Genomic DNA, 17,088 nt, shown 5'->3' on the forward strand with positions numbered 1-17,088 from the left:
TATGTCGTTAAATATGGCATTCACATCAGGCAAGAACGCACGACTCATCGGATGGCCCCCAGCAGGCGGGGCATCAAAGATGCCTTTGCGGTGCCAAAGCCGCCTCCGCCTGGGGTTTTCATTATGAAGACGTCATCGACCCCCATTTGAGTTTCATCATTCCCTTTCAGCATTTCGACATCCCCGTTGCTGCGCTTAACCGAGTTTTCACCGGGTTTGCCCGGTTCACCACCTGCTGCGCCATGGGGCACGGTTTCCCGATGCGAAGACAGCACCGTGACGGTCATCGGAGTGAGGAACCGCAGCTTGCGGATAATCCCGTTGCCGCCCGTGGTTTCTCCCGCGCCGCCAGAGTCCTGCCGGATCGAGAATTCATCCACGCGCACCGGGAACCGAGTTTCCAGAACCTCCGGGTCCGTCATGCGGGTGTTTGTCATATGGCTGTGCACCGCACTGGCCCCGTCAAAACCATCCCCTGCGCCTGTGCCACCGCAGATCGTTTCATAGTTTTGATACTCATCGTTCCCGTAAACGAAGTTGTTCATAGTGCCCTGCGAGCCGGCGATAACACCCAAAGCACCATAAAGCGTATCGGCAATGGCCTGGCTGACTTCGGTATTACCGGAGATCACCGCAGCTGGGAATTCCGGGTTGATCATTGATCCCTTTGGCGTTCGAACCTCCAGCGGCTTCATGCAACCTTCGTTCATCGGAATATCGGACCCGACCAGCGTGCGGAAAACGTAAAGAACAACTGCGCGGCAAATCGAGTAAGGAGCATTGTAATTCAAAGGACTCTGATCAGAGGTGCCTTCAAAATCGATGATCGCCTTGCGCTCGACTCTGTCCACCGAAATGCTGACACAGATCTTTGCACCACCGTCCAGTGGATATTCAAACGAGCAATCCTTTAGAACATCCAGAACCCGGCGTACGCTTTCTTCGGCGTTGTCTTGCACATGGCCCATATAGGCGTGCACGACACCAAGCCCAAACTGCTCTACGATATTCTGCAACTCTTTGACGCCCGTGGCATTTGCAGCCACCTGCGCTGCCAGATCAGCCATATTCTGATCGATATTCCGGCAGGGATATGGTCCGCTGCCCAGCAAAGCGCGCGCTTCTGCTTCGCGCATAGTGCCGCGATCCACCAGCAGGAAGTTGTCGATCAGGATACCTTCCTCATCAATGGTCTTGCTGTCTGGCGGGGCTGAACCCGGGGTTTTGCCACCAATATCTGCATGGTGACCGCGGGATGCTGTGACGAAGATGATGTTTTTCCCATCCGCGTCAAACACCGGGGTGATGACGGTGACATCCGGCAGGTGTGTGCCGCCATTAAAGGGATTGTTCATCATGAACACATCGCCCGGGCGGATCTTGTCTGTGTTTTCGCTGAGGATGGATTTGACGCTGCCGCTCATGGACCCAAGGTGGACAGGCACGTGTGGTGCATTGGCCACCAGGTCGCCGTTGGCATCAAAGATCGCACAGGAAAAATCAAACCGTTCCTTTATGTTTACCGAATAAGCGGTGTTGGCCAAAGTTGCCCCCATTTGTTCGGCAATCGACATGAACAGGTTGTTAAACACCTCAAGCATTACTGGATCGACGGTCGTGCCAATCGCCTCTTTGCGTTCCAATGGCACAATCCGCGTCAGCACAAGGTTGCCACCTTCGCGGCATTCTGCTTGCCAACCATCTTCGATGGCATTGGTCCCAGTGGGCTCAAAAATGATTGCTGGTCCGGTGACCTTGTCACCAATGGTCAAGCCGGTTCGATCCACCATTGGAACATCTTGCCAACGGCCATTGCTATACATGGAGGCGTTCAGGTTCTTACCACGCCCTTCTTCATTGACAGGAAGCGTTACATCTTCGCCAGTGGATCCGATGGATTCTGATGTCAGAAGGTCGATGATTAGCTGATTGTAGTCCGGCACAAAGCCGAAGCGCTGCTCGTGCGCTTCCTCAAATCCTTTACGCATCTCCTCGACGGTTCCAAAAGGAACGTCCAGGGTCTGATGTGAGCCATCGGTCCTAATATGAGCTGTGCGAACAATTTGAATCGCCTCTTTGGATACACCCTGTTCCAGAACTTCGTTATGCGTTTCAGCATCCAGCCCTTTCAGAACAGTCTCCGCTTCAGAGATATTTTTGATGGGCTGCGCAAACTGGTATTCCCGCAGGGCACGTACATCCGCCAACCCCATACCGAATGCTGAGAGAACGCCCGCAAACGGGTGAATGAATATACTCTCCATGCCCAGGACATCCGCAACCTGACAGGCGTGCTGCCCCCCCGCACCACCAAAACAGTTCATGGTGTATTGGGTCACATCATAGCCGCGCTGAACACTGATCTGCTTGATCGCATTTGCCATGTTTTCCACGGCGATGCGCAGGAAACCTTCGGCAAGTTGTTCCGGACTGCGCTCTGGTTCCCCGGTTTCTGCCGATATTTCTTTGGCAAGCGCTGTAAATTTCTCACGCACGACCGCCACGTCCAGCGGTTCGTCGCCATTGAGGCCAAACACATGCGGGAAGTGATCTGGTTGAAGCTTGCCAAGCAAAACGTTGCAGTCGGTTACGGCAAGCGGGCCGCCACGGCGGTATGAAGCCGGGCCTGGGTTTGCACCGGCGCTCTCGGGACCCACTTGCATGCGTCCGTTTGAGAAGCTGAGGATCGAGCCACCGCCAGCTGCAACAGTGTGGATGCTCATCATCGGTGCTCGCATCCGCACGCCTGCGACCTCGGTTTCAAAGGAACGTTCGAATTCTCCCGCATAGTGGCACACATCGGTAGAAGTGCCGCCCATGTCAAAACCGATGAGTTTGTTAAAACCAAGGGCTTCTGCACTGCGCACCATGCCGACCACGCCGCCAGCAGGGCCAGATAGGATTGCATCCTTACCTTGGAACAGGTTTGCATCGGTCAACCCACCATTGGACTGCATGAACATCAAGGACCTACATCCACCGCGTGTGGCACCAAGCGCATCGCTGACTTGCTGAACATATCGGCGAAGGATTGGCGACAGATAGGCATCCACAACGGTTGTATCCCCACGGGAGACAAGCTTGATCAGCGGGCTAACCTTGTGGCTAAGCGAGACCTGGGTGAAGCCGGATTGCTTTGCCATCTCGCCGATCTTTAGCTCGTTGTCGTGGAATCTGTAGCCATGCATCAGTGCCACCGCGACAGAGCGGTACCCGCGCCCGTAGGCCTGAGACAGCGCGTCGCGGACTTGACGCAGGTTCAAGGGTTCGATGACATTGCCATCGGCATCGACGCGCTCTTCAACTTCAATGACCTCTTCATAGAGCAGCTCAGGCAACTGAATGTTCAGATCAAATAAGCGCGGCCGGTTCTGGTAGCCGATGCGCAGCAAGTCTCTCATTCCTTTTGTGATGAGCAGGATTGTCCGATCGCCTTTGCGTTCCAGAAGCGCATTGGTTGCGACGGTTGTCCCCATCTTGACTGCATCGATCGTGCCTTCGGGGATAGGGCTGTCCGCGTCCAAGCCTAGAATTTCTCGGACCCCTTGAACTGCCGCGTCTTTGTAACGCTCGGGGTTTTCGGAAAGTAGTTTATGGGACTGAAGCGTTCCGTCCGGTTTTCGTGCGACGATGTCGGTAAACGTACCGCCTCGGTCGACCCAAAATTGCCACATGGCATAGCTCCTTTGTTTGCCGGGCAACTGCCTGGCATGTTTTCTTTGGTGAAATGCGGCCCCTTAGGGCCGCGGTTATCGCTGGATGGATTCCGGAAGGTAGAGAGCGATCTGAGGGAACGCGAGTAAGGCCGCTACCATAAGCAGCATCACAAAGACGAACGGGATGGTACCCAGCATCACGTCGCTCAGTTTCCCGCTCTTACGTGCGCCTTGCACGACATAGAGGTTCAAGCCGACCGGAGGTGAGATAAGAGCCATCTCAACGAGAACGATCATCATTATCCCAAACCAAATCACATCGTACCCAAGCGCCGTGACCAGGGGCACGATGATCGGGATCGTTACAACCATCAGCGACAAGGTCTCGATGAAAAATCCGAGTACAATGTACATGCAGACAATCACCAGCATGGTCATCAATGGTGAAAACCCAAGCCCATTGAGCAGAGCCTGAAGTTCCGCGCCCAGACCGGCTGAGGCCAGTGTGAAGTTCAGGAAAGACGCCCCAATGATAACCAGCATGATCATGGAGGTGATCTTGATGGTGCCAACGATGCTCTCACTGATCATCTTGATTGAAACGCCACCAAAGGCTGCTGCGATGAGCACTGCGCCTGCAACACCAACTGCCGCTGCCTCTGTCGGAGTGGCCCACCCCATGTAGATGGTCCCGATGATAGCACCGAAAAGGATGACGATGGGGATGAGCTGAAAGAGTCCGCGGATCATCTCAGAGATCGGGAACACCCGTCGAACACCGCCCAATTCGGGTCGGATCATACAAATGAGCACAGTGATGAGCATGAAGCCCACCGCAAGCAAAAGACCTGGCATGAGACCCGCGAGAAAAAGTTGCGGGATAGATGACTGCGTCAGGAAACCGTATACGATAAGGTTGATTGATGGCGGGATCATGATGCCAAGTGTACCGCCAGCGGCGATGGCCCCTGAGAAGAGCTTTGGGTCATACCCGAGCTTTTCAGCCTGTGGCATGGCGACCGTTGCGACGGTCGCGGCCGTCGCGACAGACGAGCCCGAAATGGCCGAAAACATCGTCGAGGTAGCCACATTCGCGTGGACCAGCCCCCCTGGCATCCAAGACACCCAACGGTCCAGCGCGGCGTAAGTTCTGTTGGCGATACCGCTGCGGACCAGGACCTCACCGAGCAAGACAAAGAATGGAATGGCGATCAATGTGGCATTGTTTGATGTCGACCAGACCAAGTTTCCGAGTCCTTTGGTCAGCGGAAAAGGGCTGAAGAATGCGTCGATTCCGAAACCAAGGAGGAATAACACGATCCCAACAGGGATTGAGAGCGAAAGCAGGGCCAGCAGGCCGACTGAAATTGACCAAATCATGTGTGGATCTCCGCGTCTTCTTCGCCGACGATCCCGACGGCAGCTTCGGATTTTTCAAATTCACCGCGCAACACCAGCATGACTGCGGCGACCAACGTGAGCCATGCGATGAACGCAAACCAAAGCCAGCCCGCAAACCACGGTAGTTGAACCAGTGCCAGAGGTGTCTCCAGCGGTGTATTGGCGCGCGAACTGTTTATGATTGACCGCTCAACGACAGGCCAGGACCTGATGGCAATCACGGTGACGGTGCTCGACAAGACGAACAGAGAGAACAGGTCGAAGAGGGACCGTCCGAGGGCGTTGACACGCCCCCGGAGAATATCGATCCGAATGTGACTGAGTTCGAGCAGGGCAAATCCCATACCCCAGGACGTCACAACAGCCATGACGTAGCCACTTATTTCATCAGTTCCGCCGAGAGTGCCTCCCAACTGCCTGATCATGATTTCAGCGATGATGAACACGACACATGTCAAGAGCAGAACACCAATCAGCATTGCTACTGCTCGATTGAGCCGCTTCATCGTCGCAAGTATTTTCTCGGGCATTGGAAGCACTCCCAGGGAACTATCTGTTATTCTACGGCAACAGACACGCCGACGACTTGACCGACGCTAGTGTTCCACCGCTTGGCCCAATCAGCACCGGCGCGTTCAGCCCACGCCGGGAGAACTTCGCTGACCAGGGTTTCCCTCGCGTTGTTGAAGTCCTCTTCCGAAACTTCGACAAGCTTCATGTTACGCGTTTCGCCAGATGGGCACTCGCCATTCCCTGTCAAGCAGGCGATGTCATTGACCAGCGCGTCTTGAGCGACTTCCCATGCAGGCTCCTCAAATTCGGCTGACACCTGGGTTTGGATCAATTCCTGAGTTTCGGTGCTTAGAGAATTCCATTTGTCCAGATTGATGGCGGTGACCACCGGATCCCAACCACCCAAGGGGATGGCCAAAAGATTGGTAGATACTTCCCACCACCCAGAGCTGTAGCCAGATCCGGCACCAGTTACCGCGCAATCGACCACCCCTTTCTGGAGAGCACCAGGTACTTCGGCAAAGCTGACGTTGACACCCTCAGCTCCAAGGGCTTCGAGGAACTTGGCGGTCATACGCCCAGAGGCACGGACCTTTAGGCCTTTGAGGTCAGCAAGAGAGTTCACGTCACCATTGCAGAATACGACCTGTGGTGGGTAGGGCGCGATCGCCAGAACGTGACTGTTGAAGCGGTCCCGATAGATGTCGCTAACCATCGGACGTGCAGCATCGACCATCGCGCGGGCTTCGTCGGCCGTAAGTGCAAGCAGCGGGACATCCAGACCTTCGAGTTCTGGCGCATCGGCCACTGCATAGTCGCCAACTGTCATTGCAACGTCATAAACGCCGTCCCCGAGCAGACGGAAAACGTCTCCAACCCCAAGGTTCATTTGGTTGTGCGTGGTCAGGCTTACGTTGATTGATCCACCGGAAGCTGTTGGAAGGGTTTCCGACCAGAAAGGTGCTTCAAATTGTTTGTGAAGTGGCAAGCCGGACCAACTGCCGACGACAGCCAAATCTTCTGCGATTACAGGCGATGCAAGCAATGCGGTTGCCGCCATATATGCAGTGAATTTTCTCATCTTAGTTCTCCTGTTTGGACTTAGTTTGATTGATGATTGTCGGGTGCTAAGATCGGATTCTCTGCATCCTGCGGTATATCGGTAATCAGCATATGACCCGGCTTATGTGTGATGCAGAGAGGGAGTTTGGCCTGCTCGATAGCTGCCTGTGGAGTAACGCCGCAGGCCCAGAAAACGGGTATAAACCCGGCTTCCACTGGCGCTGGATCGCCCCAATCAGGGAGGTTAACGTCTTGAATCCCGATTTCCGCAGGATCGCCCCAATGCACTGGTGCCCCATGCGCAAGGGGGTAGTTCTTAGAAATGGCGATTGCGGTTTTTAGCTGATCTTCAGGAATTGCCCGCATGCTGACGACCATCGGACCGCCAAACGGGCCCGATGGAACGGTTTCGATTGATGTGCGGAACATTGGCACTGTTTTGTTATTATTAATGTGCCACAGTTGAATGCCTGCATCATTGAGTGCATGCTCGAATGTGAAAGAGCAGCCCAGAGCAAATGCGACCAAGTCGTTGTGCCAGATGTCTCGAATGTTCCCGACAGTGCTTTCCAGCTTCCCGTCACGATAAATATTGTAAGCCGGAACATCAGTACGAATATCGATGTCCCTGCCCATGGTGAACATCTTTGGATTCCCAGTGTCAGAGACACCGGTCAACGGACATGGCTTGGGGTTGCGTTGGCAGTAGCGCATGAAGTCCAGGGCGGACTCTGAGGGCATGATTGCGATGTTGGCTTGAAGAAATCCGTTACCCAGCCCAGCTGTGTGAGAGTGGTAGCTGTCGCGGCGAATAACCTCTCGAATTTCTGCTAGAGGTTTTTGGACAAGTTCTGCATGTGAGATTGGCAAAGTACGATTCCTCCCAGTGGTGGGAGTATCGATCTGGGCTAACATAAAAACAAATTAAAAAGATCTTCGCAATCCCATTAAAGTTTTTTATCGTCGAAGTTTTGTGCAGTGGCGCTTGCGATGGCCGCTGCGGTTTCTAGTAGATGGCTCTTTGGTTCACCGAGGAAAGACGCTGAGAATTTCAGGGGGTTTGGGCGCCACCCAGGATCGAACTCGCAAATTCGCCCTTCAGATACGAAGCGCTGCCCCAAGACACGCGGCAATGCAGCGACGCCCAAGCCAGATTCAACTAAGCGAAAGCAAGCTGACAGCGAAGAGGAGGGGAAGAGTGAGTAGTTTGGACCCAAATGTTCAAGAAGTTCAGAGCGCAATTCCCGAAAAGGACGCGTATTTCTTGCATATGTAAATATGGGCTTTTCTAGGTATCGAGACGGTTGGTCGTTGGAGCTTTGGTCACTTTCGGCTCGGTACCAGGCAAGATCCACTTCTGGTAACTCGACGTTGTCGACAGAGTACTCAGAAATTGGCCCTAGTAAGACGGCAAGGTCGATCTCTCTATCAAGCAACATTGTACGGAGGTTGACCGATATATCGACGTTGATCTCGATTTCGAGGGCAGGATACATTCGATGAAGCTCTTCAATGAATAACGGTAACCAGCATTGAACGATAGTTTCGGAAACTCCTAGGCGAAGATGGCCCTCGATACCTGAGGGATCCATAACATCTCGTTGCACGAGCTCTGAAAGCTGTTCGAACTGTTTTGCATAGCGGGCGAGAATATCCCCTCTCTTGGTCAAAAGAACGCCTCCACTCGTTCTTTCAAACAACTCCACGCCCAAGGTGTTTTCTAGGTTTTTGATCCGCGTAGTCACGGCTGGTTGTGTCAAGCCTAGCTCATCGGCTGCCTTGCTAAATCCACCGAGGCGCACGACGGTCAGAAATGCCCGTATTTGTTCTAAGTTGAGACGAGTGTTCATTTGGTTCTGTTCCTGTCTTCTCCGATAGAGGTCGTTCGGAAAATGTTTCATTGAGGCTTACTGTGTTCACCGCGCAAGGTATCGTATAAATTTCATTTATGAAATTTGAGAGTTTTTTTGATTTTTACTGATGGTCGGCAACGTCGATAGGTTCGAGGGGCAGTCATCTAACCTTCGTCACAGCAAAGGATCACATTCATGCCCCGGAAAATACTAGTACCGATCGCACCGGATCACCCGACCTCTGGTGACGAAGTGCTCAGTCGGGCCAAAAAGCTTGTTACAGAGTGGGGGGAAACATTGCCTTGACCGTGATGGAGATGTGGCCCGAGAAATATGAACAGTTGAGCTAGGTGGATTTCCCGCTCCTCATCCGGCAGTGTGCCGGGACGAAGGAACAACGATGGCAAGACGACCCAGACAGAACAACAGCCCTGCATTCAAGGTGAAAGTCGCATTGGCAGCTTTGAAGGCGTTGTTGCAGAACTCTGAGTGCTAAGGATTCACATCACGAATCCATGCGGTTAGACCGGGCAGATTAGCAAGCCCGCACCTGCCCGCTACCGTAAGACGAATTGGTTCAGCTACAACGATGCGCTCAGAAAGCGCGGGTCGCTTCTGATCTGGTTGGACAAAGAGATGACCTGGCTCGCGCCGCATGATGGCAGCCCCGGTCGCCCATCTGGAGCTGGCCACGGCGGTGCAGATCCTGGTCGAGACCTGCGATCTGCCGTTGGAGACGGCGCTGGAGCTGGCCACGAGCCGGCCGGCGGATTTGATCAGGCGGCCCGATCTGGGGCGCTTGCAACCCGGCGCGCGCGCCGATGTGCTGCATCTGAACGACGAGCTGGAGCTGCAGCAGGTCTGGCAGGGCGGGCTGGCGCTGTAGTTGCTGTTGCGGCGAGTCGCTCTGCGATGTCTTATACGGTGAAATTTGGCGCCAATTGTTTTGCTGGTTCCGGACGCCCTGCTGGTCTGCGCTGAGGTCATCGTTGCTCCTTTCTGCAACGCAGCTATATTGCAAATATGAAATGGATTGTCCTCGTTTGTGGAATATTACTCATCTTTGCAGCTTGGCTAATCGTTCAAGTGGGCAAAGGCGTGTTCTTCACCCATAGCGGTTTTGCGGAGTGGGATGAGGAGTTTTTGGCAGCGTATCGAGAATGTTGTTTTATGACCGATTTGCGATCAGCAGTACCCTTCGCTTTGCTTGGATTAGTATTGCTTGGGTTCGTAGCGTGGAAATTCTTGCGGAATTATGCTAACCGATCGCAATAATCACACTTAAGAGAGCAACATCCGCTTGTTCCGCCTGGCCACTCCCTTCTTAAGACTCTCCGCATGTTTTGATCAAATTATTTGCCCGCAGAGGAATGGATAGGCTAAGTCTCTGTCAGAACACTCTGCCGTGCCTTGGCAGGGGGATGTCCCGCAGATTGCGGGCGGACTGACAGGAGTGCCCATGACACCGCTTGCAGGTTTGAAGGTGGTCGAGCTGGCCCGTATTCTTGCGGGGCCATGGATTGGCCAGTCGCTTGCCGATCTGGGGGCGGAGGTCATCAAGGTCGAGAGCCCCGAGGGGGATGATACCCGTCGCTGGGGCCCGCCTTTTATCGAGCGCGACGGTGATAAAACAGCGGCCTATTACTATGCGGCGAACCGGGGCAAGTCCTGCGTCACTGCGGATTTTCGCACTGAAGACGGCAAACAGACGGTGCTGGAGCTGATCCGGGATGCCGATATCCTGATCGAGAATTTCAAGGTCGGCGGGCTGGCGAAATACGGGCTGGACTATGGCAGTCTGAAAGCGGTCAATCCACGTCTGATCTACTGTTCGGTGACCGGCTTTGGGCAGGATGGGCCTTATGCGACGCGGGCGGGCTATGATTTCCTGTTGCAGGGCATGTCCGGGCTGATGTCGATCACCGGTGCGCCGGATGGTGAGCCGCAGAAGGTTGGGGTGGCGATCACCGATATTGTCACCGGGCTTTATGGCACCATCGGCATTCTGGCAGCGGTGGAACAGCGCCATAGAACCGGGCGGGGGCAGCATATCGACATGTCTCTGCTGGATTGCGCCACCGCCATGCTGGCCAATCAGAACATGAACTATCTGGCAACCGGCACCAGCCCGACCCGGATGGGCAATGAGCATCCCAATATTGCGCCCTATCAGGTGATGGCGGTGCGCGACGGGCATGTGATCCTTGCCGTTGGCAATGACGGCCAGTTTGCGCGGCTCTGCGAGGTTTTGAATATGGCGGCGCTTGCGGTTGATCCGCGCTTTACCTCCAACCAGCTGCGGGTGGCCAACCGGGGCGAATTGACTCCGATGCTGGCGGCAGCGCTGGCGCAATGGGGGCAGGCGGATCTGTTGGCGGCGCTGGAGGCCGCGACCGTGCCTGCGGGGCCGATCAACACCATTGGGCAGGCGTTTGAGGACCCGCAGATCAGGCACCGCCAGATGCAGATTGCGCCGGAGGATGTGCCGGGCGTGCGTGGTCCTTGGGTGTTTTCCGATGCGGAGCTGGCGCTAGAGAAATCCGCGCCAATCCTGCCGGTGGCGCAGGATATGTCGCAGGGAGACTAGACCTACGGGCCGCCTGCCGATTGGGTGGGCGGCAACAGCTTGAGATTGAACCAGACAGGAAGAGGGCGCGCCATGGCGATGGAGATCACCGGAGTTGAACATCTGTGGATCCCGCTGCCAGATGGGCGTCGGCTTGCGGCGCGGATGTGGCGGCCAGCGGCAGAGGGGTGTTATCCTGGGATCCTGGAATATCTGCCCTATCGCAAACGAGACGGCACCGCGCCGCGCGATGCCACCACGCATCCGGTCTTTGCGGCTGAGGGCTATGTCTGCCTGCGGGTGGATATCGCCGGCACGGGCGATAGCGAGGGGGTGTTTGACGATGAGTATTCCGAACAGGAGCTGAGCGACGGCGAGGCGGTGCTGGCCTGGCTTGCGGCGCAGGCCTGTTGCGATGGCAATATCGGCATGATCGGGATTTCCTGGGGCGGCTTCAACGGGTTGCAGCTGGCCGCGCGTCAGCCAGAGGCGTTGAAGGCGGTGGTCAGCGTGGCCTCAACCGTGGATCGCTATGCCGATGATATCCATTTCATGGGGGGCTGCCTGCTCAGCGATAATGCCAATTGGGCCTCGCAGATGTTTGCCTATCAAACCCGCCCGCTGGATCCCGAGCTGCGCCCGGACTGGCGCGAGGCCTGGGTGGAGCGGATCGAGACGCTGCCGTTTATGGCCGCGGACTGGCTGTCCCACGCGCAGCGCGATGAATTCTGGAAACACGGTTCCATCTGCGAGGATTGGTCTGCGATCAAGGCGCCAGTGCTGGCGATCACCGGCTGGGCCGATGCCTATGTGAATGCACCACCTGCACTGGCGGCCCATATGCAGGCGCCCGCCAAGGCGCTGATCGGCCCGTGGGAGCACCGCTATGCCCATATTTCCAAGCTGGAAGGGCATGATTTTCACGGCGAGGTGCTGCGCTGGTTTGATCGCTGGCTGAAGGGCGCAGACAGCGGCGCCGAGGATCTGCCGGATTATCGCACCTACATGCAGGAGCATTTCAATCCGACCAAGGAAAACAAACCCCGGCAGGGGCGCTGGATTGCTGAGACTGCATGGCCCTCCCCGAATGTGCGCGAGGTGGCGCATCATCTGGGACAGCAGGGTACGTTGCAGGCGGTGCCGGGTGCGGGGGAGGTTGTGGTATCCAATCCAGCAACCCTGGGCATGGGGAGCGGGTATTTCTGCGCAGGTATGCGGATCGACAATGAACTGCCGGGCGATCAGGCGGGTGATGATGCGCTGTCGGCCTGTTTCGATATGGCACCGCTTGAGACCCCGCTGGAGTTGCTGGGTCGGGCGCGGCTGCGGCTGGCGTTCTCTGTCGACAGACCGGTGGCGCAGGTGATGGCGCGGCTGTGTGATGTGGCCCCGAATGGCGTGTCGCAGCGCATCACCTATCGGGGACGCAACCTATGCCATGATGAGAGCCATGAGAACGCGGCGCGGCTGGTTCCCGGCAGGCGCTATGAGGTTGAGTTTGCGCTTAATGAATGCGCGCATCGTCTGAGGGCTGGGCATAAGCTGCGGCTGGCGCTGTCGACCTCCTACTGGCCGATCGTCTGGCCCGCGCCCGAGCCTGTGGCGCTGACCCTGCATCTGGAGGGATGTGCGCTGATCCTGCCGGAACGTTCACTCGCTGAGGAGGTCGAGGCGCAGGCGCCAAGCGCCGCGCGGGATTATCCGACCTATCAGGCAGAGGTCACCCGCGCGCCCTCCGGCACATCGAACACCTATGAAGAGGCCGACGGCACGCTGGTGCTGGAAACTTTTGATGACTATGGCGCGGCCATTGACCCGGTGCATGGGATGGAGGTCGGCAGCCATGTCGCCATGCGCTATGCGGTGCACCCGGATGATCCGGCCAGCGCCACCTTTACCAGCCAGTGGCGGTTTACATTCGCGCGCGGTGACTGGCAGGTGCAGGTCGATACCGACAATGAGATGCGCGGTGATCGGGAGGATTTCCATCTCTGGCGCAGGGTTGTCGCCTGCGAAGGTGCCGGGCAGACCGAAGTCTGCGTTAAGGAATGGAGCGAGAGCCTGCCGCGCGATTGTTTGTGATTTCGCATCAAATCCTGTTAAAAATCGCCGTTTTTCCCCGGATTGACCCCCAGTTCGCCACGGTTTGGCCACGTTCTGTGACCAAAAACGGAACTGCGCGTTAACCATTTCGGGTGAGAATACCCCCCTTGAGATGTTTTCATCGCGCTGGAATGCCGGGCGGATGGTCCCCCGGTTGTGAGCAGACGATAAACAGAATTGGGGCGAGAAGGTGCATCTATCCGTTGTTGTACCCTGCTATAATGAGGAAGAGTCCATCCCCCTGTTGGTGGATCGGTTGGTGCAGGCAATCGAACCTTGGGCGGAACGGGCCGAGATCATTCTGGTCGATGATGGTTCCAGCGATGACACCTGGGCTGCTATGGAAGCGGCGCATAAGCGTCATCCGGTGGTGCGGGGCATCCGTCTGTCGGCCAATCGCGGCCATCAGGTTGCGCTGACGGCTGGGCTGGAGGCGGCGACCGGCGCGCGGATTTTCATGCTGGATGCCGATCTTCAGGATCCGCCGGAAATTCTGCCCGACATGATGATGATGATGGATCGCGGCTATGACGTGGTCTACGGCCGCCGCGCCGAGCGCCAGGGGGAAACCCTGTTCAAGAAGGCGACGGCCTATCTGTTCTACCGTTTTCTCAATACGCTGTCGGATGTGGATATCCCCAAAGACACCGGCGATTTCCGCCTGGTCAGCCGTCGCTCGCTGGATGCGGTGCTGAAAATGCCGGAACGCGCGCGGTTCATCCGCGGCATGTTTGCCTGGGCCGGATTTCACCAGATTGGTCTCGAATACATCCGCGAAGCGCGTGTCGCGGGGGAAACCAAATATCCGTTCAAGGCGATGCTGCGCTTTGCCACCGATGCGCTGACCGGGTTCTCCACCAAACCGCTGAAAATGGCCACACGGCTGGCGTTTTTCAGCCTGTTGGTGACCGTGCTGATGGCGATCTATGTCTTTGGCTCGCTGATCCTGTTCAACACCGTTGCCGGTTGGGCCTCGGTTCTGCTGGCGATCTCTTTCTTCTCCGCGATCCAGCTGCTGACGCTGGGGATCCTCGGCGAATATGTCGGACGGCTTTATATGGAGAGCAAACAGCGCCCGCTGTATTTCCTGTCGCAGCAGACCGGGCATCCCGCCGCCCATGCGGTCGATTTCATCGGCGACAGCCGCGCCGTAGCGGCGCCACTGGCTGAACCGGACCAAAAAGAAGCGTCATGATCCGCGCCGCCGTTCAGAAAGATCTCGGCCAGTTGATCCGCTTTGCCATTGTCGGCGTCTCGGTTGCAGCGCTCTATGTGCTGGCGTTCCTGGGGTTCCTGCATATCGGTCTGGCGGCGGGGCTGGCCAATGCGCTGGCTTTTGGCCTGGCGGTTCTGGCGCAATATGTCGGCCAGACCGTCTGGACGTTCCGCCAGAAGCTGGGCCAGCCGGACCAGGCGCTGCGGTTTGGCTGCACGGTCGGCCTTGGGTTTGTGACTTCAGCGCTGCTGACGGGTGTCATCGGTCCGATGCTGGGCTGGCCGGAGTGGCTGGCGGCAACCACCGCCGCAGTCTGGCTGCCGGTTCAGAACTACCTGTTTTTCAAGATCTGGGTCTACGCCGGACACGGCGCGTAAAGAGGAGTGGCAAGAAATGTCGCATGTGTATTCAAATGAATTCTACGATTACATCGAGGCCGGCGCGCGCAGCTCGGCGAAGGCGCTGATCGCGGCGGTGCAGCCCTGGCTTGGCGCGCGGAGCGTGCTGGATCTGGGCAGCGGTCGCGGTGTCTGGCTCAGTGAATGGGCGAATTCCGGCGTTGCTGACATCGCCGGGGTGGACGGCGATTATGTGGATCGTAACCGTCTGGCGATCCCGGCGGCGTGTTACCATGCGGCGGATCTGACTGGCGAGTTTGATCTGGGTCGGCGGTTCGAGCTGGCGCAGAGCCTGGAGGTTGGTGAACATCTGCCGACGGCGGCCTCCGCAACCTTGGTTGCGGGGCTGACGCGCCATGCCGATCGGGTGCTGTTTTCGGCGGCTGTTCCGGGGCAGGGCGGCGAGTTTCATATCAATGAACAGCCGCTGTCCTTCTGGCAGGATCTCTTTGCCGCGCGGGGCTATCGGGCGTTTGACTGCGTACGCCCGGCGCTGAGAGAGGCCGAGGGGGTAGAACCCTGGTATCGCTACAATACCGTGCTCTATGTGAATGAAGCGGGGCGTGCGGGTCTGCCGGAGGAGGTTCTGGCAACGGAGCTTTTGGCGGGGCAGCCGGTGCCGCCTGCGGGCAGTCTTTGCTGGCGGCTGCGCCGGGGTGTGGTGTCGCTGATGCCGCAATTGATGGTGACCCGGATCGCACAGATCCGCGCTGCGATCATCGCGCGGCAGGCGCGGGCGGCAGGGCTGGTGGGTGCGGATACGGCAAAGGGCACGATATAATGACACTGGTGATGGACAGCCCGGTTGTGGCGCGCCGGGACGCTGCAATGCCCCTGCTGGCGACAATTGCGGTGGCCTTTTTCGGGCTGCTGATCGCGGCGGTGTTCCAGCTGCCGGATCCGCTGATCCGTCACGATGATTACCCTGCGCTGTTTGGCGATGCAGAGACCTATTATGTCAAAACCCTGATGGAGGGGCGCTGGGTCAATTACCTGTGGCACCTGCGCGAGACACTGTTACCGAGCTGGGCCAACTATCTGATCTACAACGGGTTATGGGCGGTGGTGCTGGGCTGTCTGGCGCATAATGCGCTGGGGGCCGGGGCGGCGCTGTGGCGCAAGGGCGCGGTGGCGCTGATTGCGGGGCTGTCGGCGCCTGCGCTGCTGATTTCACTGTGGTTCAACACGCTGATCCCGGGCATGGCGATCCTTGCCATCTATGCGCTGGCGACCACGCAACTGTCGGATCGGGCCTGCCGCTGGCTGCTGGTGCCCTTTGTGCCGCTGGCGCTGACCGCCTATACGACCTATCCGTTCTTTCTGCTGGCGCTCTGTCTGACCCGTGCGGACACGCAGCGCTCTGCCCGGGATCTGGCATCGCTGCTGGGGCTGTTTATCCTGTGTTTTGCGCTGGCGATGGCGTCGATCTATACGCTGAACTACCTGTTTCACGGTGTCTTCGGGATCCCGATGGCGGAGTGGCGGATGCCGAAGCCGGCGCATGATCTGGCATCGCTGCTGGCAAATATCGGGCTGATTGGTGATTTCCTCGGCAGCTCGGCCTCGCTGGTCTCGTTCCACTTCCTGCCGCTGACCGTATTTCAGGTGGCGCTGTTTGGCTGGGCCGTCTGGCTGGTCGGCAGATCCGACCCCTGGCGCGCGATCTATCCGCTGGCGGGGATCTGCCTCGGGATGGGGCTGATCTTTGTGCAGACGATCAAGACCGGCATCACCCTGCCGCCGCGTGTCTCCGGCTTTGTATGGCTGTATTACGCGGTGCTGCTGGGGCTGCTTTCGCAGGAATTGGCGGCGCGGGGCGGCGTCTGGGACCGCATCGGACGCAATCTCCTGGCCTTTGTGGCGCTGATCTACCTGGCGTTCAACCTGCTCCAGCATCGCGATGTGACCGCCTGGCAAGCCGACAGCCGCAGGATGGCCGATCAGATCCTCCCTGTGGACGGTCCGATCTATGTCACCGGCACCTATCTGTCGCTGCCATCGGGCAAGAAATCCGGCTTGCAGCACGATCTGTCGGTGGCCTTTCGCCTGACGCAACTGACCGGGCGTGATGTGGTGATCTGCGCGATGACACCGACGGCCTGCGCCCATCTGCCGGCGGAGGTTCAGGCCGGTGCCAAGGGGCCCGACTATGAGGTGCGCAATCTGGACGTGGGCAGCGTGGTGATGTTGTCGGCAACGCCGATCCGTGCGGCGGCGCATAACGTGCCTGCGGGCGGCTGAGGACGGCGCAAAGAACATCAAACGAGAAACGGGGGCGTGCGGGCCCCCGTTTTTCTGATCAGGTCTGGTCAAGAAACCA

The 17,088-nt window shown here is 57.5% G+C and carries 13 protein-coding genes and 1 pseudogene; 8 read left to right on the forward strand and 6 right to left on the reverse strand.

Annotated elements, in window-relative coordinates; translation table 11 throughout:
• Positions 1 to 44: 44 nt before the first annotated feature.
• The 6 genes from VXL81_RS12065 to VXL81_RS12090 all read right to left on the reverse strand — a co-directional run bounded on the left by VXL81_RS12065 (position 45) and on the right by VXL81_RS12090 (position 8,482).
• Positions 45 to 3,674, reverse strand: coding sequence for a hydantoinase B/oxoprolinase family protein (locus VXL81_RS12065; protein ID WP_416554435.1), 3,630 nt, complete (start codon positions 3,672 to 3,674; stop codon positions 45 to 47).
• 75 nt (positions 3,675 to 3,749) lie between these two features.
• Positions 3,750 to 5,036, reverse strand: coding sequence for a TRAP transporter large permease (locus VXL81_RS12070; protein ID WP_416554437.1), 1,287 nt, complete (start codon positions 5,034 to 5,036; stop codon positions 3,750 to 3,752).
• Positions 5,033 to 5,587, reverse strand: coding sequence for a TRAP transporter small permease subunit (locus VXL81_RS12075; RefSeq protein WP_340547435.1), 555 nt, complete (start codon positions 5,585 to 5,587; stop codon positions 5,033 to 5,035). The genes VXL81_RS12070 and VXL81_RS12075 overlap by 4 nt, the downstream gene beginning before the upstream one ends.
• A gap of 26 nt (positions 5,588 to 5,613) precedes the next feature.
• Positions 5,614 to 6,651: a TRAP transporter substrate-binding protein gene (locus tag VXL81_RS12080; protein ID WP_416554439.1), complete on the reverse strand. Its 1,038-nt coding sequence runs from the start codon at positions 6,649 to 6,651 to the stop codon at positions 5,614 to 5,616.
• A 20-nt stretch (positions 6,652 to 6,671) separates the two neighbouring features.
• Positions 6,672 to 7,502, reverse strand: coding sequence for a putative hydro-lyase (locus VXL81_RS12085; protein WP_416554441.1), 831 nt, complete (start codon positions 7,500 to 7,502; stop codon positions 6,672 to 6,674).
• A gap of 77 nt (positions 7,503 to 7,579) precedes the next feature.
• Positions 7,580 to 8,482 carry a LysR family transcriptional regulator gene (locus VXL81_RS12090; RefSeq protein WP_416554443.1) on the reverse strand — a complete coding sequence of 301 codons (903 nt, stop codon included), beginning with the start codon at positions 8,480 to 8,482 and terminating at the stop codon, positions 7,580 to 7,582.
• Positions 8,483 to 9,019: 537 nt separating this feature from the next.
• On the opposite strand from VXL81_RS12090, the pseudogene VXL81_RS12095 reads away from it, so the two are divergent.
• From VXL81_RS12095 to VXL81_RS12130, 8 genes and pseudogenes are all read left to right on the forward strand, one after another.
• Positions 9,020 to 9,163, forward strand: a pseudogene (locus VXL81_RS12095) (IS5/IS1182 family transposase); the annotation flags it as partial.
• Positions 9,144 to 9,371, forward strand: a complete 228-nt coding sequence (locus tag VXL81_RS12100; RefSeq protein ID WP_416554571.1) for an amidohydrolase family protein — start codon at positions 9,144 to 9,146, stop codon at positions 9,369 to 9,371. The pseudogene VXL81_RS12095 and the gene VXL81_RS12100, both read left to right, overlap by 20 nt.
• Positions 9,372 to 9,944: 573 nt before the next feature.
• Positions 9,945 to 11,072 (forward strand): CaiB/BaiF CoA transferase family protein, encoded by a 1,128-nt coding sequence (locus VXL81_RS12105; RefSeq protein ID WP_416554445.1) that lies wholly within the window; start codon positions 9,945 to 9,947, stop codon positions 11,070 to 11,072.
• A 72-nt stretch (positions 11,073 to 11,144) separates the two neighbouring features.
• Positions 11,145 to 13,133 (forward strand): CocE/NonD family hydrolase, encoded by a 1,989-nt coding sequence (locus VXL81_RS12110; protein ID WP_416554447.1) that lies wholly within the window; start codon positions 11,145 to 11,147, stop codon positions 13,131 to 13,133.
• A 211-nt stretch (positions 13,134 to 13,344) separates the two neighbouring features.
• Positions 13,345 to 14,349, forward strand: coding sequence for a glycosyltransferase family 2 protein (locus VXL81_RS12115; RefSeq protein ID WP_416554449.1), 1,005 nt, complete (start codon positions 13,345 to 13,347; stop codon positions 14,347 to 14,349).
• Positions 14,346 to 14,747 (forward strand): GtrA family protein, encoded by a 402-nt coding sequence (locus VXL81_RS12120; RefSeq protein ID WP_340547428.1) that lies wholly within the window; start codon positions 14,346 to 14,348, stop codon positions 14,745 to 14,747. The genes VXL81_RS12115 and VXL81_RS12120 overlap by 4 nt, the downstream gene beginning before the upstream one ends.
• A gap of 16 nt (positions 14,748 to 14,763) precedes the next feature.
• Positions 14,764 to 15,549: a hypothetical protein gene (locus VXL81_RS12125; protein WP_416554451.1), complete on the forward strand. Its 786-nt coding sequence runs from the start codon at positions 14,764 to 14,766 to the stop codon at positions 15,547 to 15,549.
• Positions 15,549 to 17,009, forward strand: a complete 1,461-nt coding sequence (locus tag VXL81_RS12130; protein ID WP_416554453.1) for a hypothetical protein — start codon at positions 15,549 to 15,551, stop codon at positions 17,007 to 17,009. Before VXL81_RS12125 ends, VXL81_RS12130 begins: the two co-directional genes overlap by 1 nt.
• Positions 17,010 to 17,088: the final 79 nt, after the last annotated feature.

The sequence above is a fragment of the Phaeobacter sp. JH204B genome, assembly GCF_048055755.1.
GTDB lineage: Bacteria > Pseudomonadota > Alphaproteobacteria > Rhodobacterales > Rhodobacteraceae > Phaeobacter > Phaeobacter bryozoorum.